The organism is Photorhabdus akhurstii (assembly GCF_018448925.1).
Classification (GTDB): domain Bacteria; phylum Pseudomonadota; class Gammaproteobacteria; order Enterobacterales; family Enterobacteriaceae; genus Photorhabdus; species Photorhabdus akhurstii.
Genome location: NZ_RCWE01000017.1, coordinates 77,587 through 101,187, shown reverse-complemented (window position 1 = coordinate 101,187; position 23,601 = coordinate 77,587). Strand labels below are relative to the sequence as shown.

The 23,601-nt window shown below is 51.8% G+C and carries 2 protein-coding genes (1 of these 2 only partly in view); both read right to left on the bottom strand.

Annotated features, from left to right (window positions below):
- Positions 1-140: DcrB-related protein (locus EAE93_RS16760; RefSeq protein WP_214040160.1), on the bottom strand; the 140-nt coding region annotated here is incomplete at its 3' end.
- Between the two features lie 2,323 nt (positions 141-2,463).
- Positions 2,464-23,601: the 3' portion of a non-ribosomal peptide synthase/polyketide synthase gene (locus tag EAE93_RS16755; RefSeq protein WP_214040157.1), read on the bottom strand. The gene runs 18,456 nt beyond the window's last position; 21,138 of the gene's 39,594 nt are visible here — the last part of the coding sequence; its start codon lies off the right edge, out of view; its stop codon occupies positions 2,464-2,466.

The window sequence follows — 23,601 nt, the reverse complement described above, 5'->3', positions numbered from 1 at the left end:
CCGGCGGGGACCGGGGTGCGGCTGACCACCAGATTGATGCCGCTGTCGTCCGGCAGCACAAAGACATTCATGGATTCATCCCGCCAGTTGCCCGGGATAGTCAGTGAGCCTTCATTCATTTGATAGGTGGTGTTTTCCATGTTTTTTCCGTTGTTGATTGAAACAGGTTGTCATGTTCCAGTGAACTTACCTTGCGTGGTCAGATAATAACAATCAGATAACAAGGTTAACTGAACGCATTATCAGGCCAGGGGAGCAGCTCATAAGCTGCCCCAAAGGTTAAAGCGCCTCGGGTGAAAGTACATCAAACGATGAAAGCGCTGGCAGTCTGTGGCTGACAGTCTTATTGATAACCTGTATAAACAGGCAACGTCGGGGATATGCTATTGCTGTTTAAGCGTCTGGTTAAGATAACTAATTAAACAGTTCATTTGTTTAATATCCAGTCAGGAACATATAACAAAAAACTTATGTTGTCCCGTCTGTTTGTATGATGACCATTTGATTAACTTAATAAATGTGACATAAATCGCAAATCCTTTAACCCGCTACGTTCACCCAACATCCGAATTTTATTAAACGAAAGCAACGGACACCATATTAGGCTGTATTTACTTTTAACGCTTCGATTATCACGGTGGAGTTTTCATTAATCATAAAACGAAAAAAGGTGTACTGACCGTTTTCATGGCCATGAAACTTCTTTTTTATCGCTTTTTGCTACCACCGGCAGTGGTTTTAACGCTGTTTTTACTGTCTTTGATTTTTCGTTTTAGCGTTTTTTATTGACTTCGCCATGTTAAGGCTCGCTCAGATTAAATCAGGTGGGGTGGCGTTTTTTATATCGTTTGAAAGCCAGAGGGTCAGAAGTTTTCACTCATTCAGGCAAGATGAGATACGCTTTATCCGCATATGATAAAACCGTTATTAAAAAGGCGTTTAGGGTTTGTCAGTGTCGTTTTAACATCGGGAGAAAAATAGTCAGTGTGTGATGAAAAAACAGGTAAAAACTTTAATCATTAACGGTGAAAACAGGTGATTAAAACTTTTTAAAAACGGGTAGAAAATTCGACGCAACATTGACATTGGCAGAAAAAACATTCGGAAAAACCAGTCTTGAATTGATTAACAAAGTGACTGCGTTAATCCAATAATAAGAGTGAAAATCTTTAACCAGATTAACCGAATTAAGCTAATGTGCTTAAATAAGCGGTTTTACATGGGCTGTAAGGGGTTTACGAAAAACAGAGACAATCATTAAAGAAAATTGATAAACCTTTAGATTGATTAGATTAGCATTATTAAACATGATGAAATCATCAGGCATTGAGTTTAAATATTATTATCATCCCGGTTATCTGCTCAGGTTTTAAAGTTGAAGAACTAAATACAGGGAAAAGAGAAAACTTAAACATCAGTTTAATAAAATCAGGGAAGTTAACTACGTATCAGGAAACGAAAAAACATTAGGTTGATAAAAACTGCTTAATCAAAACCATCTATTAGATGCATTTTTGCTTTAAAAAATAGGAAAAACCCAGGAATGATGGTTGTTTTACCGATGCCATTTTTTTTAACGTGATTAACTTTCTCTTTTTACTTGTATTTCCAGTTATTAGTGAATGCAAGCGTTTTTTATCGCTAATTAATTCATCTGGGGATTTAAAAAGTAGGTCTCCCATTAATGCCCATTTTTTAAAAATTACAGCGTGAATAAAGAGATTTATTCCCTGCTATAATAATTTAAAAGTGAGTATACAGAGAGATTAAAGATTTATATAAAAGAAAAATATAGAGTTAACTCAATAGATACTTTTTTATAAGGATAGTAATTTTCTGGTATTAAAAGTCCATTAACCATTAACAGACAGTTGAAAAGAAATCAGCAGGTAAAATAATGTTATTCGGCATGTTGATATTAAAATATTTTCTCACTGTTATTTTACTGAGTAAGTTATAAACATAACGCAATAAAAAGGAGGGTAAAACGGTTAATACGGTAGGATTTAACTTCTAAACAGAGAGTTGATTATCCGAAAAAACATAAGGGGGTATCTTTAATACCATCAGGCCATTGACTGGCCTAATTTAGGCGAAAAATAACCTATAGAAATCGCTCAGGATTGAGCGTAAACAGCCTCAGCAAAGATAAAAAGCGGGTACGATTAATGTTTATTAAATGTAAAATACGATATGCCATGATGATTAAACTGAATAAAAATCAGATAATAAAAGTGATAAAAACAGCGGTTAAAACCTGATAACGATTAAAATCGGAGGTTAAAACAAGGGTTTTTAATAACCGTTTAAAACCTGCCCGTCATAAAGCTATCAGTAAAAAGCTTTGTTAATGCGCATATACCTCGGGAAAAAGAATAAGTAGAAAAATAATCCGGTATAAACAATATATACCGGATTATCATATCAAGGTTAAGTTATTTAAAACGCCTGACTATATCTGTATTACGATGTCTCCTCATCACAACTGATTTCCAACGCCCTATTTAAAGCCTGAGCTAAAACAGTTTTATTCTCATCATCCTCCAATAAACTAAAATGGTTACCCGGTATCGCAATCAGCTCAAGCGAGGTATCAGCTATTATCTGCGCCCAACCCAATGACGGTTCCATGTTCACTGACTCCGGTGTTTCATCCTCTATAAAAGAAATAGCAGGGGAAGGTTCTACCGCATAGAACTGATGCAGCGTTATTGCTAATGCTGGCGGCTCATAGTTCGCAACTATTTGCGCGTAATGTTCGATCTGCTCCCAACGTTTTGCGATCACATCAGCATGCAGATTTGCAGGATATAACGCCAATTCTTGTGCCGCTTCAATAAACTGCACAAAATTCAACTCATCGATTCTTCGGTATAACGCCGCAATCTCTTCCGTGTGCCCCTCCCCTGTCTGTCGAGCCAGTTCAATAAAGAACCGATATTTAGGTTGTATGATCTGTTCCCCTAAATAATGAGGCGCAGGCACATCAATCAACCCAAGGAAATTGACTGCTTCACCCGCATTCAAAAGCTGCTGAGCAATAGCATAAGCCAATATTCCACCAGAAGAGTAACCACATAGCCGATAAGGTCCTTCCGGTTGAACAGCCTTTATCAAGGTGATCATTCTCGCCGCCTGTTGCTCCATTGTTGCCATCGGTTTTTCGTTAATAGACGGCCAAGGCAGCGCATAAATCGGGTGGTCCGATGGAATATGTCGAGCCAGCCCGAAGACATAGGAGTAATCACCCATGCCACTCGGCACAAAGAACAGCGGCAACCCTGCTCCATCAAGTCGTACCGATATAGCGCTGTTTTGCGGCTGAGACAACAGATCTGAGGTAATTTTCGCAGCCAGTTCAGTCAGCACCGGAAATTGGAACACAGCATTCAATGTGCAAACCAAACCCCGACCGGCGGCAAGATTTATCATTCGCATGGCGAGCAGTGAATGGCCCCCCAGCGTGAAGAAGTTGTCATGCCGACTTATTTGTTCAGCCCCCAGCAACTCACGCCAGATAGCCGCCAATGCGATTTCCGTTTCCCCTTGCGGCGCTTCATAACTCTGACGGGCAAACGCCTCATTGTCGGGAGCCGGCAAGGCCCGACGGTCCAATTTACCGTTCAGCGTTAGCGGAAAAGCATCCAGACGCACAAAAGCTGACGGCACCATATAGTCAGGTAAAGCGACACTCAAGTGGGTACGCAGGTTATTGGTCAGCCCCTCATCCGCTGGTACCACGACATAAGCAACCAGCCGTTTGTCCTGCCCATCCCCCAGCGCCAACACCGTCGCCTCACGCACCCCCGGATGCTCTATCAGACGTGTTTCAATTTCCCCCGGTTCAATGCGGAAACCACGGACTTTAACCTGCTGGTCGTTGCGGCCCAGGAATTCCAGGTTGCCATCCGGCAGGTAGCGGGCTAAATCCCCGGTACGGTACATACGAGCGCCCGGTTGATCACTAAACGGGTCCATCAGGAAACGTTCAGCGGTCAATTCCGGCCGATTCAGGTAGCCACGAGCAACAGCGACTCCCCCAATGTAAAGTTCACCCGTGACACCCATTGGGACAGGTTCCCCGTAAGTATCGAGAATATAAATTTGGGTATTGGATATTGGGCGGCCAATCGGTACGTTATCAGCAAAACAGCTCGGGTGATTGACATCAAACACGGTACAACCCACGACGGTTTCGGTTGGGCCGTACTCGTTGATGATGCGTGATCCAGGCGATAATGTCCGCCAAAGTGCAATAGTGGAACTAGGCAGTGCCTCTCCACCCACGATAAAGCAGTGAGCAAGACATTTTCGTCCCTCGGTTTTCAATTTCTGCCCCATTGCCGAAAGATGACCGGGAGTAATTTTAACCAAAGCGCCTGATTCCATTGACAACAACGCAGGCAGCAATTCAACCAGCTCTTGCCCGTCACGGAGCAAATGGATCTTGCCGCCACAGAGTAAAGGCAGGTAAAGACTAGTGACCGTGGCATCAAAGGCTATCGATGACGAAACGATACTATCGAATTGCCTTTCAGTGAGGTAATCACTCCGCGCCCATAGCAGGTAGTTGCAGACACCACGATGTTCCAGCATCACGCCTTTCGGTGTTCCTGTCGAACCCGAGGTATAAATGACATACGCCAGATGTCGTGAAGTGAGTGCCGGTATCTGCGGGTTGTCATCCCGCTGGTTGAACAATGCATTTGGGTCAAGTACGGTGCGTTCTGCCAGTGCCTTCTCACCCAACGCAGCACGTCCGGCTTTATCCGCCAGCAAAATAACCGGAGCGGCATCAGTCAGAATATGAGCCAAACGCTCCCCAGTATAAACCGGGTCCAACGGCACATAGGCGCCACCGGCTTTCAGTATTGCCAATATTCCCACTACCATTGCCGGTGAACGTGACACGCAAATCGCTACCCGTTGGTCCGGCTCGACGCCCAGAGCAATAAGTTGATGGGCCAGCCGGTTAGCACGGGCATTTAATTCCGCATAACTGAGGGTTTGATCTTCATACACCAATGCTATCGCATCCGGGGTTTGCTCCACTTGTTGTTCAAACAATTGATGAATACACAATGCTTCAGGATACGCGGTTTCCGTGGCGTTCCAGTTTTTCAGCAACAGTGTACGCTCCGCTTCCGGCAGAATGCTTAATGTCCGTACCGGCGTTTCCGGGGTCTGTTCCAGTGCCTCCGCCAGGCTTTCCAATGCCTGCCGCATATAACCACATACCCGCTCCGGTTCAAATGGCTGGGCAACTTGAACAGTTACCCCCAAAGATTCGCCAAAATCCTCCACCGACAACACTAACGGATAATTGGTTCGCTCCTGCATATCAAGGAATTCAATGCCGTTTACAAGTTCATCCAACGTTGTCGAAAATGCATTGTGTCGATAGTTCAGCAAGCTGCTAAAGAGGGGGATCTCTCCCTGTACGCCACTGCAACGCTGGGCCAACGCCAGTGACGCATGTTCATGCGCCAGTAATCCGGCCAGTCGGGCATGGGCGGCCAGCACACTCTCCCGTACCGGCGTATCATCGATGTCCAGCCGCAGCGGCAAGGTATTGATAAACAGCCCCATGCCATTGTCAGCGCCTTCACCTGCCTGCATCCGCCCAAACAGCACGGTGCCGAACACCACTTGCTCCTGATCGCTGGTATGTGACAACACCTGTGCCCAGGCCAAATGACACAAGGCCGCCAGACTGACCCCCAAACGCCGGGCCTGACCACGCAGACGGTCATTCAGTTCAGGCGCCAGCATCCAGTAGGATTCCGTCACCTGTGAACCATCACGATGCACCTCCGTCAATCCGAATGGCAGCGTCGGTTCGTCCACCGCCGCCAACATCTCGGTAAAGAAGCGGGTATGTTCCTCCTGACTCATTCCCAACCGGGCCTCAGCCACTAAATTACGGAAAGAGACTGGGGAAGTCAGACTCTCCTCCCGTTCAGTAAGATACGCCTGAACCTCACTGTTCATCACGTCCAGCGTGGTATGGTCGCCAATCAGGTGATGCAGCAATTGCAGTACCACCCAACGACCATCCGTCTCCTGCGCCGCCACAAACCGCAACAATGGCGCTTGATCCAGCTCAATACGATAATGACGGGGATTAAAGCGTTGAATCAGCTGATCACAAATCGGCCCATCCGCCGGGTCTAACGTCAATTCAGTGACCGATAAAGGCGCCTGACGCCAGACGACCTGAGCCGGCACAGACAACTCTTGCCAGATAAAGGCGGTACGCAAAATATCGTGGCGATCAACAACTTGTTGTACCGCCGCCAGATAACGGTCCAGTAGAGTCCGATCAGCAAAGACCATCTGACCAGCTAACAAATAAGGGTCCCCTTCGTTTGCCAGTAAGTGGTGGAACAAAATACCGTCCTGCAACGGCGACAGGGCATAGATATCCTGAATGTTGCTCACCCCGCCCGGCACCTGTCTGACAATGCGGTCAATGTCAGCCTGAGTCAAATCAATCAGCGGCAACATCGCCGGCGTCAGGGCCGTAGTTGCCGAAGTGATGACGTTAGGCGGCACTATCACAGCCTGATGCTGTCCCAATGTTTTCGCCAGGTCTGACAGCATCGGCGACTGGAACAGATCACGCGCCGTCAGCGATAATCCCAAGTGACGCAGGCGTTCAACCATCCGTATCGCGAGCAACGAATGCCCCCCTAGGGCAAAAAAGCTGTCATATCGGCTTATCTTCTCAATGCCCAGCAATTCACGCCAAATCGCCGCCAGCGCGATTTCTGTTTCTCCTTGGGGCGCAACGTAAACTTGGTGGACAAAGGCGTCATTGTCCGGCGCCGGCAGCGCTTGATGATCCAACTTACCGTTAGCCGTCAATGGAAACTCGTCCAGTCGCACAAAAGCTGACGGCACCATATAGTCAGGCAAAATAGCATTCAGATGAGCACGCAAGTTGTTCACCAGCTCCTTATCCGCAGGTGCCGCCACATAGGCCACCAACCGTTTCTCTTGCCCTTCTCCTCGTGCTAACACCACCGCCTCACGCACCGTTGGATACTCTGCCAACCGAATCTCAATTTCCTCCGGTTCAATACGGAAACCACGGATTTTAACCTGCTGGTCATTACGGCCAAGGAATTCCAGATTGCCATCAGGCAGATAACGCGCCAAATCTCCGGTGCGGTACATGCGGGCATCCGGTTGATCACTGAACGGATCAACAAGGAAACGTTCAGCGGTCAATTCTGGCTGGTTAAGATAACCACAGGCCACCCCATCGCCCCCAACATAAATCTCACCGACCACTCCTAACGGCACCGGCTGACCATACGCATCCAACAGATAAACCCGCGTGTTGGCTACCGGCCGACCGATAGGAATGCGGGCGGCTCCCGGCGCTAATGCAGTGATACGGTATGTTGCCGTAAAGGTGGTGCCTTCACTCGGCCCATAGCCATTTAATAGCTGTTGCGGTGGACTGGTGTTCAGTACCTGGCCGATGACATGGGGATCAAGGGCATCTCCGCCGACAATCAGGAACTTTATCTGTGGAAGAACCGGAGACAGCTCCGCCGCCAACTGGTTAAACAATCCGACACTCAACCACAGAACGGTCATTCGCTGATCCCGTAGAGTCTGTACAAACGCCTGCGGCGTCAACAAAGTTACGTGATCGATCACCACTAACGCGCCACCATTGAGCAACGGCGCCCAGACTTCAAACGTACTGGCATCGAACGCCGGATTAGCAGCAAAAGCGACCCGATCATCCGGTCCGATTTCCGCATAACCATTATTAATAACCAGCCGGACCACCGCACGATGCGGCACCAAAACCCCTTTAGGCGTGCCGGTAGAACCGGAGGTGTACATGATATACGCTAACTCGGTGCTGGAACGCGGTAAGTCAAGGTTGCGGCGATCTTCCTCGTGGATCGTATCTGCCTCATCCGAGAGACGAAGCAGCGGCACAGTCAAGTTAGCCGGAATATCCGCCCGCGTATCGGTAAGCAACAACTTGGCTGAACAATCACTGATCAGCCAGTTTTTCCGCTCATCCGGCACGCTAGGATCAATCGGCACATAAACAGCGCTGGCTTTGAGAATCGCTAATTGGGCTACCACTAGTTCTATCGAGCGCGCTAGCAAGAGCGCAACATAATCACCGGAATACACCCCTTGTTCAATGAGCTGACGAGCCAGCCGATTAGCACGGGCATTTAATTCGGCATAACTGAGTGTCTGTTCGTCATACACTAACGCTGTCGCGTCAGGGGTTTTCTCTACCTGTTGTTCAAACAACTGATGGATACATAACCTCTCAGGATAGGCGGTTGCCGTGGCGTTCCAGGTTTCCAGCAACAACTTGCGCTCCGCCGGAGAAAGGAGATCAATTTCCCTGACCGACTGTTGAGGGTTAGCCACCATCGCTTGCAGCACTGTGTGCAGATATTCCACCTGCCGCTCCATAGTCTCTGGATCAAACAGGGCCGTGGCATAACTCAACGCCCCCACGATCCTGCCCTCCTCTTCTAGCAGGTTCAATTCAAGATCAAACTTAACAACATCAATGGTTTGATCAACCGGCGACACCGCCAGCCCCGGCAATCCCCATTCCGTACTTTCATTGTTCTGCCAGGCGAACATCACCTGGAATAACGGCGTATGCGCCAACCGGCGCGGCGGTTGTACGATCTCCACCACCTGTTCAAACGGTAAATCCTGATGCTCCTGCGCCGCCAATGCGGTTTGCCGGATTCGCGCCAGCAACTCGGTTACAGTCAGCTCATCCGATACATCTATGCGCAACGCCAGCGTATTGACAAAGAAGCCAATCAATGGTTCTACTTCCTGACGATTGCGACCCGCACTCGGTGTGCCGATCACCATATCTTCCTGACCCGACAGACGCGACAGAACCACCGCCCAAGCTGACAATAGCGTCATGAATAAGGTGACGCCCTGCTCCTCACTCAGACGTTTCAGAGCCGTGGTTAATTCCACATCCAGATCAACCAGCATGGCCTGTCCGGCAAATGACTGCTCCAGCGGACGAGGCCGATCTGTCGGCAAATCCAACAGAACCGGCGCGTCAGCCAACATGGCGCGCCAATAATCAGATTGAGCCTGAATACGCTCAGCCGACAACCACTGACGCTGCCAGGCAGCATAATCCGGATATTGAATCGCCAACGGCGGCAATGGATCGGGTTGTCCGTCCATAAACGCCATATAGAGCGTGTTCAGTTCCTGTATCAGCACATTGGCAGACCAGCCGTCGGAAATAATGTGGTGCAAAGTCAGCAAAAACTGATATTCGTCATCGGAGATCCGGATGAGAGCCGCGCGGATCAACGGGCCGCTTTCAAGATCAAATGACGCATGAGCCTCTTCCACGCTCAAACGCTCAAGGACTCTATCAGCATCAGGAATCCTACGCAGGTCATATTGAGATAACAGTAAGCCGTTATCCGGTTCCAGCAACCGCACGTACGGCTGACCATCAATAGAAATAAAGATAGAACGTAACGCTTCATGACGGGCAAACAAGGTATTCAGCGCCTTTTGCCAGGCCACGATATCCAATTGACCAGATAAACGCAGGGCCATCGGGATATGATAAGTTTCACTAACGCCCTCAAGCTGCGTCAGGAACCACAGGCGCTGTTGAGCAAACGCCAACGGTAATTCCCCTTCACGGGATATCGGCAGGATGGACGGCAGCAGAGTGTCCGACTGCCCCATCCGGGCCTGCATGGCCTCCGCAAAATCCCTTAATGATGGAGATTTAAACAGGGTAGTCAGCGGCAGTTCAATACCTAAAGCAGTCACCCGATTCATCACTCGCATCGCCAGTAACGAGTGACCGCCCAAGGCAAAGAAATTATCATGTCGACTGATCTGTTCAACGCCCAAGACTTCACGCCAAATCGCCGCCAAAGCTATTTCCGTTTCCCCTTGCGGCGCTTCATAAATCTGACGGGCAAAAGCCTCGCCGTCTGGCGTCGGCAGGGCTCGACGATCCAATTTACCATTCGGCGTTAGCGGAAACGCGTCCAGCCGCACAAAGGCCATTGGCACCATATAATCCGGTAAAATAGCGCTTAGGTAGGTACGCAGGCTATTCGCCAGCCCCTCATCCTCTGGCGCCACGACATAAGCAACCAGATGCTTATCCTGCCCTTGCCCCAATGCCAATACCACCGATTCACTTACTGCCGGGTGTTCTACCAATCGAGCCTCAATTTCACCCGGTTCAATGCGGAAGCCACGGATTTTAACCTGCTGGTCATTACGACCGAGGAATTCCAGATTGCCGTCAGGCAGATAACGCGCCAAATCTCCGGTGCGGTACAGGCGGGCATCCGGTCGATCGCTGAACGGATCAATAAGGAAACGTTCGGCAGTTAATTCAGGCCGATTAAGATAACCACAGGCTACCCCATCGCCCCCCACATAAATCTCTCCGGTCACCCCCAACGGCACCGGCTGACCATACTTATCCAACAGATAAACCCGCGTATTGGCTACCGGCCGGCCGATAGGAATGCGGGCGGCTCCCGATGTTAATGCAGTGATACGGTATGTGGTCGTAAAAGTAGCGCCTTCAGTCGGCCCATAGCCATTTAATAGCTGTTGTGGCGGATTCGTGTTCAGTACCCGACCGATAACATGGGGATCAAGGGCATCTCCGCCGACAATCAGGAACTTTATCTGTGGAAGAACCGGAGACAGCTCCGCCGCCAACTGGTTAAACAATCCGGCACTCAACCACAGAACGGTCATTCGCTGATCCCGTAGAGTCTGTACAAACGCCTGCGGCGTCAACAAAGTGGCGTGATCGATCACCACTAACGCGCCACCATTGAGCAATGGCGCCCAGACTTCAAACGTACTGGCATCAAACGCCGGATTAGCGGCAAAGGCTACCCGATCCTCCGGCCCAATTGCTGCATAGCCATTATTAACAACCAACCGAACTACCGCACGATGCGGTACCAAAACCCCTTTAGGCGTGCCGGTAGAACCGGAGGTGTACATGATATACGCTAACTCGGTGCTGGAACGCGGTAAGTCAAGGTTGCGGCGATCTTCCCCGTGGACCGTATCTGCCTCACCCAAGAGACGAAGCAGCGGCACAGTCAAGTTAGCCGGAATATCCGCCCGCATATCGATAAGCAACAACTTGGCTGAACAATCATTGATCAGCCAGTTTTTCCGCTCATCCGGCATGCTAGGATCAATCGGCACATAAACGGCGCCAGCTTTGAGAATCGCTAATTGGGCTACCACCAGTTCCATCGAACGCGTTAGCAAGAGCGCAACATAATCACCGGAATACACCCCTTGTTCAATGAGCTGACGAGCCAACCGGTTAGCGCGGGCATTTAATTCGGCATAACTGAGTGTCTGTTCGTCATACACTAACGCTATCGCGTCAGGGGTTTTCTCCACCTGTTGTTCAAACAACTGATGAATACATAACGTTTCAGGATAGGTGGTTTCAGTGGTATTCCACATTTCCAGCAACAGTTTTCGCTCCGCTTCAGGCAAAATATTTAATGCCCGCACCGGTGTCTCAGGCTGCCGTTCAAGTGCTTCCGCCAGACTTTCCAGCGCCTGCTGCATATAACCGCATATACGGTCCGGATCAAGCGGCTGAACAATTTGAGCCGTTAACCCCAGAGCATCGCCAAAATCCTCCACTGATAGGGTAAACGGATAGTTAGTCCGTTCCTGTCCACCTAAGGATTCAATGCCCTTCATTGTTTCATCCGGCGTTACCAGAGACAGGTTATGCCGGTAGTTTAATAATGCGTTAAAGAGCGGCGTACCACTAGCAACACTACTGCAACGCTGCGCCAGCGCCAGTGACGCATGTTCATGCGCTAATAATCCGGCCAATCGGGTATGAGCGGCATGCACACTGTCTCGTACCGGGGTCTCATCAATGTCCAACCGCAATGGCAGAGTATTAATAAACAACCCCATGCCGCTGTCAGACCCTTCCCCGGCCTGCATCCGTCCAAACAGCACCGTGCCAAACACGACATTCTGCTGACCACTGGTACGCGACAACACCTGCGCCCAGGCCAGATGACACAACGCCGCCAGACTGACGCCCAAATGTCTCGCCTGATGGCGCAAACGGTCATTTAACCCGGCCGGCAACATCCGATGAGCTTCCGTCACTTGCGAACCATCACGATGCACCTCTGTCAAACCAAACGGCAGAGTCGGTTCATCGACCTCCGCCAGCATGTCGGTAAAGAAACGGCTGTGCTCTTCCTGACTCACTCCCAACCGGACCTGAGCCACCAGATTGCGGAAAGGCGTCGGCACAGGCAGGCTCTCTTCCTGACCGGTCAGATACGCCTGCACTTCACGGTGCATCACTTCCAGCGCTTCATGGTCGCCGATCAAGTGATGATGCAATTCCAGTAACAACCAACGACCATCAGTATCCTGAGCGATGACAAAACGCAACAGCGGCGCTTCGCTCAGGTCGAGACGATGATGACGCGGATCAAAACGCCGGGTTAACTGCTCACTGACCGGGCCGTCAGCCGGATTTAATGTCAGCTCAGTCACCGATAATGGAGCCTGACGCCAGACCACCTGCGCCGGCACTGATAATCCTTGCCAGAGGAAAGCGGTACGCAGAATATCATGACGATCAATTATCCATTGAACCGCCGCCAAATAACGATCTAACAGCGCCCGGTCAGCAAAAGCCATTTGCCCCACCAACAGATACGGATCACCTTCATTCGCCAACAGATGGTGGAACAAAATGCCATCCTGCAACGGCGACAGCGCATAGATATCCTGAATATTGGCGAGTCCGCCCGGCGCCTGCCCGACGATGCGGTCAATGTCAGCCTGGGTCAAATCAATCAGCGGCAACATCGCCGGCGTCAGCACTGTAGTCTCCGGTGTAATACAGTTGTCAGGCACCTGAATTTCATTATGCTGAACCAGAGACTGTGCCAGAACACAGAGTGTTGGATGCTGGAATAACGTTTTTACCGATACACTCAGACCGATACGCCGCAATCGTTCAATCATACGTACCGCAAGCAGCGAATGACCACCCAACGCAAAGAAGCTGTCATGCCGACTAATCTGCTCAACACCCAACAACTCACGCCAGACAGCCGCCAGCATTGTTTCTATCTTCCCTTGCGGGGCTTCATAAATCTGGCGGGCAAACGCCTCCTCCCCCGGCGCCGACAATGCTCGGCGATCCAACTTGCCATTTGGGGTCTGCGGTAAAGTATCCAGCCGCACAAAAGCGGTCGGGACCATATAGTCAGGTAAAACTGCACTCAAATATTCACGCAAACGGGTTGCCAACCCTTCATTCGCTTCTGCCGCCACATAGGCGACCAGCCGTTTGCCTTGCTCATCTTCCCATACCACCACTGCGGCTTCTTGCACCGCCGGGTGTTCTTCCAGTCGGCTTTCAATTTCCCCCAGCTCAACCCGGAAGCCGCGAATTTTGACCTGATGGTCGTTACGACCTAGAAACTCCAAGCTGCCATCCGGTAAATAGCGGGCCAAATCGCCAGTAACATACATCCGTGCGCCGGGGACCGGACTAAAAGGATCAGGTATAAAACGTTCCGCGCTCAATTCCGGCAGGTTAAGGTAGCCGCGTGCCACCCCCACGCCGCCAATATACATTTCGCCAACGCCGCCTAATGGGACTAACTGACCGTATTTATCCAGCAGGTAAACGCAGGTATTTTTAAGCGGTCGGCCGATAGAGCAATCATCGGCTGGGGATAAAACCTCCTTACAAGTCGCCGTTACGGTATTTTCCGTCGGGCCATAGGCGTTCAACAATCGGGGGCGGTGGACTTCTCGCACAAACCAATCCTGAATGGCGCTCTTCTTAACCGCTTCTCCACCAATAATAATGAGTCGAAGACAATCCGGCAGCGGTAATGCCTTGTTGTCTCTGGCAATCAGTTCGGACCAGAATAACGCCGGCAGAGACATCACTGTGATACGGTGCTGTCGGGCTAAGCCAATAAACGCCGACATCGACGCCAGCCAACTGTCATCACGCATGACCAACGTGGCGCCATTGCATAATGTCGAGAAACATTCCTCCACCGAAACGTCAAACGCAAAAGAAGCAAATTGCAACAGCCTATCTTGCGCCGTCACCGCATAGGTCTCATTAAAGCCCAAATGACGTTGATACAGCGCCTGATGTTCCACCATCACCCCTTTCGGCTGCCCGGTCGAGCCGGAGGTATAAATAATGTAAATCAGGTGTTGTGGCGTTAACGCAGCTACCTGCGGGTTGCGATCCGACTGGTTTGGCAAGGTATTCGGGTCAAGTACCGTCAGCCCAGCCAACGCTTCATCACCCAGCGCCGCCCGTCCAGCCGCATCAGCCAACACCACTAACGGAGTCGTATCATTTAGGATATACGCCAAACGTTCTAACGGATAAGTTGGGTCCAACGGCACATAGGCGCCACCGGCTTTCAATACCGCCAACAACGACACCACCATGACCGGTGAACGCGACACACAAATTGCTACCGGTTGGTCAGGTACGACGCCCAATACGATAAGCTGATGGGCCAACCGGTTAGCTCGAGCATTTAATTCGGCATAACTGAGCGTTTGCTCTTGATATACCAATGCCGTAGCTTCCGGGGTTTTCTCCACCTGTTGTTCAAACAGCTGATGGATACATAACTGATCAAGATAAACGGTTTCCGCCGCGTTCCAAGTTTCCAGCAATAGCTTGCGCTCCGCCGGGGCCAGGATATCAATTTTTCCGATCGGCTGTTGAGGGTTAACCACCATCGCTTGCAGCACCGCATGCAGGTATCCCACCTGCCGTTCCATTGTTGCTGGATCAAACAGGGCGGTAGCATAACTCAGCTCCCCAACAATCCTGCCCTCCTCCTCCGACAAGCCCAGTTCAAGATCAAACTTGACAATATCCAAGTCTTGATAGACCGGTGAGACGGCCAGCCCCGGTAACGCCCATTCTGAGTTTTCATTGTTCTGCCAGGCAAACATTACCTGGAACAGAGGGGTGTGCGCCAACCGGCGCGGCGGTTGCAGGATTTCTACCACCTGTTCAAACGGTAAGTCCTGATGCTCCTGCGCCGTCAATGCGGTTTGTCGGACTCGCGCTAGCAACTCACTCACAGTCAGCTCACCCAATAAATCCATGCGCAACGCCAACGTATTGACAAAGAAGCCAATCAACGGTTCCACTTCCTGACGACCACGGCCTGCGCTCGGCGTGCCAATCACCACATCGTCCTGACCTGACAAACGTGACAGAACCACTGCCCAAGCTGACAACAGCGTCATGAATAAGGTGACGCCCTGCTGCTCACTCAGGCGCTTAAGGGCTGCCGTTAATTCCACGTCTAAGTTAACCGGCACAGCATCTCCGGCAAACGACTGCTCCGGCGGGCGAGATCGATCTGTCGGCAGATCCAACAGAACCGGCGCGTCAGCCAACATGGCGCGCCAATAGTCGGATTGAACCTGAACCCGTTCAGCCGACAACCACTGACGCTGCCAGGCGGCATAATCCGGGTATTGAATCGCCAATGGCGGCAACGAAGCCGGTTGCCCGGCTATAAACGCGGTATAGAGCGCGTTCAGTTCCTGCATCAATATATTGGCAGACCAGCCATCGGAAATAATGTGATGCAACGTCAGCAAAAATTGATATTCGTCATCGGTGAGCCAGATGAGAGCCGCACGGATAAGCGGGCCGCTTTCAAGGTCAAATGATGCGTGGGCCTCCTCTGTACTCAGACGTTCAAGGACCTCATCAGCATCCGGAACGCCGCGCAGGTCATACTGAGATAACAATAAGCCGCTATCCGGTTCCAACAACCGCACTTGTGGCTGACCATCAATAGAAACAAAGACAGAACGCAATGCTTCATGACGGGCAAATAGGGTATCCAGCGCCTTTTGCCAGGCCGCGATATCCAGTTGACCAGACAGGCGCAGGACCATCGGGATATGATAAGTTTCACTGACTCCATCAAGCTGCGCCAGGAACCATAAGCGCTGCTGCGCAAATGACAACGGTAACGCCCCCTCGCGGGATATCGGCAAAATATTATCCGGTTGACCAGTCCGAGTCTGCATGGCCTCAGCAAATGCCCTCAATGAAGGGGACTTAAACAAGGTAGTCAGCGGCAGTTCGACGCCTAAAGCGGCTACCCGGTTCATTACCCGCACCGCCAGCAATGAATGGCCGCCCAGTGCAAAGAAATTGTCATGCCGACTGATCTGTTCAACGCCCAAGACTTCACGCCAAATCGCCGCCAGCGCGATTTCCATTTCCCCTTGAGGCGCTTCGTAAACCTGACGGGCAACGGCTTCACTATCCGGTGCCGGTAGCGCTTGACGATCCAGTTTACCGTTCGGCGTCAATGGCAGCGCATCCAGCCGTACAAAGGCCGTCGGTACCATGTAATCAGGCAACTGAGCGCCCAGATGTTCACGTAAGCGATTGATCAACCCTTCATGAGCTTCCGCTACCACATAGGCCACCAGCCGTTTCTCCTGCCCTTCCCCCTGCGCCAATACCACCGATTCACTCACCGCCAGGTGTTCCGCCAACCGGGCCTCAATTTCCCCCGGTTCAATGCGGAAACCGCGAATTTTAACCTGCTGGTCATTACGGCCCAGAAATTCCAGATTGCCGTCCGGCAGGTAACGGGCTAAATCCCCGGTACGGTACATGCGGGCATCCGGTTCATCACTAAACGGATCAATCAGGAAACGTTCCGCCGTCAAGTCAGGGCGATTGAGGTAGCCACGCGCCACACCCGCGCCTCCGATATAAATTTCCCCCGCCACGCCCAACGGAACCGGTTGACCATACGCGTCCAGTAAGTAAAGGCCGGTGTTGGCTATCGGACGCCCAATACTTTCAATAATCCGGTCACCCCGCTGTATCGGCAACCAGGCAGAATAGGTTGTCGTTTCAGAAGGCCCATAGAGATTGCATAACCGCTCTATTTGTGTTTCCTGGAAAATTTGTTTAATTAACGCGCCCTTAAGCGGTTCCCCCGCCAGATTAACCGTATGAACCGACGCCATCAGCGCCTGCGCCTGCAATAACGGTTTCATTGCAGACGGCACAGAGTTGATCAAGGTCACCGGCAGGGCATGCTGCATCAATGACAGCGCATCCTCCACCAGATAAATCGCCGCGCCACGCGACAACGGCATAAAACATTCAAAAATCGACAGGTCGAAATTCATCGACGTTGAGAAAAGCACCTTACGGATCGCTTCCGTTTCAAAAGCCTGCTGCGCCCAGTGCAGGAAGTTAACCGTATTGCGGTGCTCAATCATCACCCCTTTAGGTACTCCCGTGGAGCCGGAGGTATAAATTACATAGGCCAAATGTTGGGAAGTCAGCACAGGTACCGATGGATTACTGTCCGGCTGTTCAGGCAAGGTATTCGGGTCCAGCACCACGAGTCCGGTCAGCGCTTTCTCGCCCAATGCAGACCAGCCGGCCTTATCCGCCAGCACCACGGCTGGGGCGGCATCATGCAAAATATGCGCCAGACGCGGGCCCGGATAAGCCGGGTCTAGCGGCACATACGCCCCACCCGCTTTCATTACCGCCAGCAATCCCACCACCATTGCCGGTGAACGCGCCGCACAAATCGCCACTCGCTGGTCAGGCACTACGCCGAGTGCAATAAGCTGATGAGCCAGCCGGTTAGCGCGGGCATTTAATTCGGCATAACTGAAGACCTGCTCTTCATACACTAACGCTGTCGCGTCAGGCGTTTGCTCTACCTGTTGTTCAAACAGTTGATGAATACATAACTGCTCAGGATAGGCGGCTTCCGTGGCGTTCCAAGTTTCCAACAGCAAAGTACGTTCCGCTTCCGGCAAGATTTCCAATGCCCTAACCGGCATGTCTGGGGCCTGTTCCAACGCTGTCACCAGGCTCTCCAGCGCCTGCTGCATATAACCGCATAGGCTTTCCGGATCAAGCGGCTGCACGACCTGCGCCGTCAACCCCAAGGATTCGCCAAAATCCTCCACCGACAGCATTAACGGATAGTTAGTCCGTTCCTGCGCGCCAAGAAATTCAATACCGCTTATTAATTCATCTGACATTACCGGCAACGTATTGTGCCGATAGTTCAGCAAGCTGTTAAAGAGAGGGATCTCACCCTGCACGCCGCTGCAACGCTGAGCCAATGCCAGTGACGCGTACTCATGTTCCAGTAATCCGGCCAGTCGGGCATGGGCTGCCTGCACACTGTCTCGTACCGGGGTCTCATCAATATCCAGCCGCAATGGCAGAGTATTTATAAACAGCCCCATACTGTTGTCTGCCCCTTCCCCGGCCTGCATACGTCCAAACAATACCGTGCCAAACACGACATTCTTCTGACCACTGGTACGCGCCAACACCTGTGCCCAGGCCAGATGACACAAGGCCGCCAGACTGACGCCCAAATATCTCGCCTGATGACGCAAACGGTCATTTAACCCGGCCGGCAACATCCGGTGAACTTCCGTCACCTGCGAGCCATCACAATGTACTTCCGTCAAACCAAACGGCAGAGTCGGTTCATCGACCTCCGCCAGCATCTCGGTAAAGAAACGGCTGTGCTCTGCCTGACTCATGCCCAACCGAACCTGAGCCACCAGATTGCGGAAAGGCGTCGGCGCAGGCAGGCTCTTTTCCTGACCGGTCAGATACGCCTGCACTTCACGGTGCATCACTTCCAGCGCTTCATGGTCGCCGATTAAGTGATGCTGCAATTCCAGTAACAACCAACGACCATCCGTGTCCTGAGCGATGACAAAACGCAACAGCGGTGCTTCGCTCAGGTCGAGACGATGCCGCCGCGGATCAAAACGCCGGGTTAACTGCTCACTGATCGGGCCGTCAGCCGGATTTAGTATCAGTTCCGTCACCGATAAGGCGGCCTGGCGCCAGACCACCTGCGCCGGGACTGACAATCCCTGCCAGAGGAAAGCGGTACGCAGAATATCGTGCCGATCAATTATCCATTGAACCGCCGCCAGATAACGATCCAACAGCGCCCGGTCAGCAAAAGCCATTTGCCCCGTCAACAGATACGGATCACCTTCACTCGCCAACAGATGGTGGAACAAAATGCCATCCTGCAACGGCGACAGGGCATAAATATCCTGAATATTGGCCATCCCGCCCGGCACTTGCCCGATGATACAGTCAATGTCAGCTTGGGTCAGATCTACCAGCGGCAACATCGCCGGCGTAAGTGTTGTCGTCGCTGACGTAATCACATTCGGCGGCACCGCCACAGCCCGATATTGCCCTAATGTTTGGGCCAGTTCATATAACACCGGCGACTGGAACAGGTCACGCACCGCCAGTGTCAACCCCAAGTGACGCAGACGTTCAATCATTCTCACCGCAAGCAGAGAATGGCCGCCCAGCGCAAAGAAGCTATCGTATCGGCTAATCTGTTCTATTCCTAGCAACTCATGCCAGATAGCCGCCAATGCGATTTCTGTTTTCCCTTGAGGCGCTGCATAAACCTGACGGGCAAACGCCTCGCCGTCCGGCGCCGGTAGCGCCCGACGATCCAGTTTACCATTCGGCGTTAGCGGGAAAGCATCCAGCCGCACAAAGGCTGACGGCACCATGTAGTCAGGCAACATTTTACTCAAGTGAGTGCGCAAACTATTCACCAATCCGTCATCCACTGGCGCTACCACATAAGCAACCAAACGTTTATCTGGCCCATCCCCCAGCGTCAGCACCGCCGCCTCACGCACCGCCGAGTGCTCTACCAAACGTGTTTCAATTTCCCCCGGTTCAATGCGGAAACCGCGGACTTTAACCTGCTGGTCGTTACGGCCCAGGAATTCCAGATTACCATCCGGCAGGTAGCGGGCTAAATCCCCGGTACGGTACATACGAGCGCCCGGTTGATCACTAAACGGATCTATCAGGAAACGTTCAGCCGTCAATTCTGGCCGATTCAGATAGCCACGAGCGACAGCGACTCCCCCAATGTAAAGTTCACCCGTGACACCCATTGGGACCGGTTCCCCGTGGGTATCGAGAATATAAATTTGAGTATTGGCGATTGGGCGGCCAATCGGTACGTTATCGGCAAAACAGCTCGAATGATTGATATCAAACACCGTACAACCCACGACGGTTTCGGTTGGGCCGTACTCGTTGATGATGCGTGATCCAGGCGATAATGTTCGCCAAAGTGCAACAGTGGAACCGGGCAGCGCCTCTCCACCCACGATGAAGCAGTGAGCGGGACATTTTCGTCCTACGGTTTTCAATTTCTGCCCCATTGCCGCAAGATGACCAGGAGTAATTTTAACCAAAGCGCCTGATTCCATTGACAACAACGCAGGGAGCAATTCAACCAGCTCCTGCCCGTCACGGAGCAAATGGATCTTACCGCCGCACAGTAAGGGCAGGTAAAGACTGGTGACCGTAGCATCAAAGGCTATCGATGACGAAACGATACTATTGAATTGTCTTTCAGTGAGGTAGTCACTCCGCGCCCATAACAGGTAGTTGCAGACGCCACGATGTTCCAACATCACGCCTTTCGGTGTCCCGGTCGAACCCGAGGTGTAAATAACATACGCCAGATGTCGTGAAGTTAGCGCAGGTATTTGCGGGTTGTCGTCCCGCGGGTTGAGCAATGTATTCGGGTCAATTACAGTGAGTGCTGCCAGTGCCTTCTCACCCAACGCTGCACGCCCGGCGTTATCCGCCAGCAAAATAACCGGAGCGGCATCGGTCAGAATATGCGCCAGACGCTCCCCGGTATAAACCGGGTCTAACGGTACATAGGCGCCACCGGCTTTCAATATTGCCAATATCCCCACCACCATTGCCGGCGAACGTGATACGCAAATCGCCACTCGTTGATCCGGTTCTACGCCCAACGCAATAAGCTGATGAGCCAACCGGTTAGCGCGGGCATTTAATTCCGCGTAACTGAGGGCCTGCTCTTCATACACTAAGGCTGTCGCGTCAGGGGTTTTCTCTACCTGCTGTTCAAACAGTTGATGAACGCATAATGTCTCAGGATAGGCGGCGGCCGTGGCGTTCCAGGTTTCCAGCAACAACCTGCGCTCGGTTGGGGACAGGAGATCAATTTCTCCGACCGATTGTTGAGGGTTAGCCACCATCGCTTGCAGTACCGCATGCAGATATCCCACTTGCCGTTCCATTGTCGCTGGATCAAATAGAGCCGTGGCATAACTCAACGCCCCCACAATCCTGCCTTCCTCTTCTAGCAGGTTCAATTCAAGATCAAACCTAACAACATCAATGGCTTGATCAACCGGCGACACCACCAGCCCCGGCAATCCCCATTCCGTGCTCTCATTGTTCTGCCAGGCAAACATCACCTGGAATAGCGGGCTATGTGCCAACCGGCGCGGCGGTTGCACGATTTCCACCACCTGTTCAAACGGTAAGTCCTGATGCTCCTGCGCCGTCAATGCGATTTGCCGGGCTCGCGCCAGCAACTCGGTCACGGTCAGTTCACCCGATAAATCCATACGCAATGCCAACGTATTGACAAAGAAGCCAATCAACGACTCTACTTCCTGACGATTACGGCCTGCACTCGGGGTACCAATCACCACATCTTCCTGACCTGACAAGCGCGACAGAACCACCGCCCAGGCTGACAACAGCGTCATGAATAAGGTGACGCCCTGCTGCTCGCTCAGGCGTTTCAGGGCCGTTGTTAACGCCGCATCCAAGTTAATCGGCACGGTCTGTCCGGCAAACGACTGCTCCGGCGGACGAGGCCGATCTGTCGGCAAATCCAACAGAACCGGCGCGTCAGACAACATTGTACGCCAATAGTCAGACTGAACCTGAATTCGCTCAGCCGACAGCCACTGACGCTGCCAGGCGGCGTAATCCGGGTACTGAATCGCTAACGGCGGCAACGGATCGGATTGTCCGTCTATAAACGCCGTATAGAGCGTGTTCAGTTCCTGTATCAGCACATTGGCAGACCAGCCATCGGAAATAATATGATGCTGAGTTAGCAAAAACTGATATTCGTCATCAGCGATCCGGATAAGACAGGCGCGGATAAGCGGGCCGCTGTCAAGGTCAAATGACGCATGGGCTTCTTCCACACTCAACCGCTCAAGAACTCCATCAGCATCCGGGAGCCCACGTAGATCATATTGAGATAACAGTAAGCTGCTATTCGGCGCCAACAACCGCACTTGCGGTTGACCATCAATAGAGACAAAGACAGAGCGTAACGCTTCATGACGGGCGAATAAGGTATCCAGCGCCTTCTGCCAGGCCATGATATCCAATTGCCCACTCAAACGCAGGGCCATCGGGATATGATAAGTTTCACTAACGCCCTCAAGCTGTGCCAGGAACCACAAGCGCTGTTGAGCAAATGATAACGGTAATTCTCCTTCGCGAGATATCGGCACGATGGCTGGCAGGATAGTATCCGGTTGCCCCTTCCGGGCCTGCATGACTTCAGCAAATGCCTTTAACGAAGGGGATTTAAACAGGGTGGTTAATGGCAGCTCGATGCCGAAAGCAGCTATCCGGTTGATCATCCGTACCGCCAACAACGAATGCCCCCCCAAGGCAAAGAAATTGTCATGTCGGCTTATCTGCTCAACGCCAAGTAACTCATGCCAGATAGTCACCAATGCTGTTTCCATCTCCCCTTGCGGCGCTTCATAAATCTGATGGGCAAAGGCTTCCGCCCCCAGCGCAGGCAACGCTCGGCGATCCAGCTTGCCGTTCGGCGTCGACGGGAAGGTATCCAGGCGTACAAAAGCCGCCGGTATCATGTAGCCGGGCAAAATAGCACTCAAATGGGTACGTAAGCTATTAACCAATTCATCATCTGCTTGCGCCGCCACATAGGCAACCAGCCGCTTGTCCTGCCCATCATCCAGCGCCAGTACTGCCGCCTCTTGTACTGCCGGATGCTCCATTAACCGGGTTTCAATTTCCCCCAATTCAATCCGGAATCCCCGAATTTTAACCTGCTCATCGTTACGCCCCAGAAATTCCAAGTCACCGTCCGGTAAATAGCGGGCCAAATCCCCGGAACGATACATCCGCTCACCGGATAGCGGGCTAAAAGGGTCCGGCATAAAACGTTCCGCGCTCAACGCCGGCTGGTTGAGATAACCCCGCGCCACCCCCACGCCGCCAATATACATTTCGCCAATACCACCCAATGGAACTGGTTGCCCCTTCTTGTCCAATAGGTAGATACGGGCATTTTTAACCGGCCGGCCGATAGAACGGGCATCTTCCGGGGATAACACGTTCTTATAGGTCACCGTCACAGTGTTTTCCGTCGGACCATAACCATTCAATAACCGGGGTCGGTGGCCCGCTTGCCTAAACCAGTTCTGAACGGCGCTCTTTTTCACCGCCTCCCCCCCAATGATGATGAGACGGAGACAATCCGGCAGCGGCAATCCGGGATCTCTGGCCGTCAGTTCAGACCAGAATAGCGTCGGCAGCGACATCACCGTAATACGATATTGTCGGGTTAAGGCAATAAATGCCGGCATTGAAGCCAGCCAGCTATCATC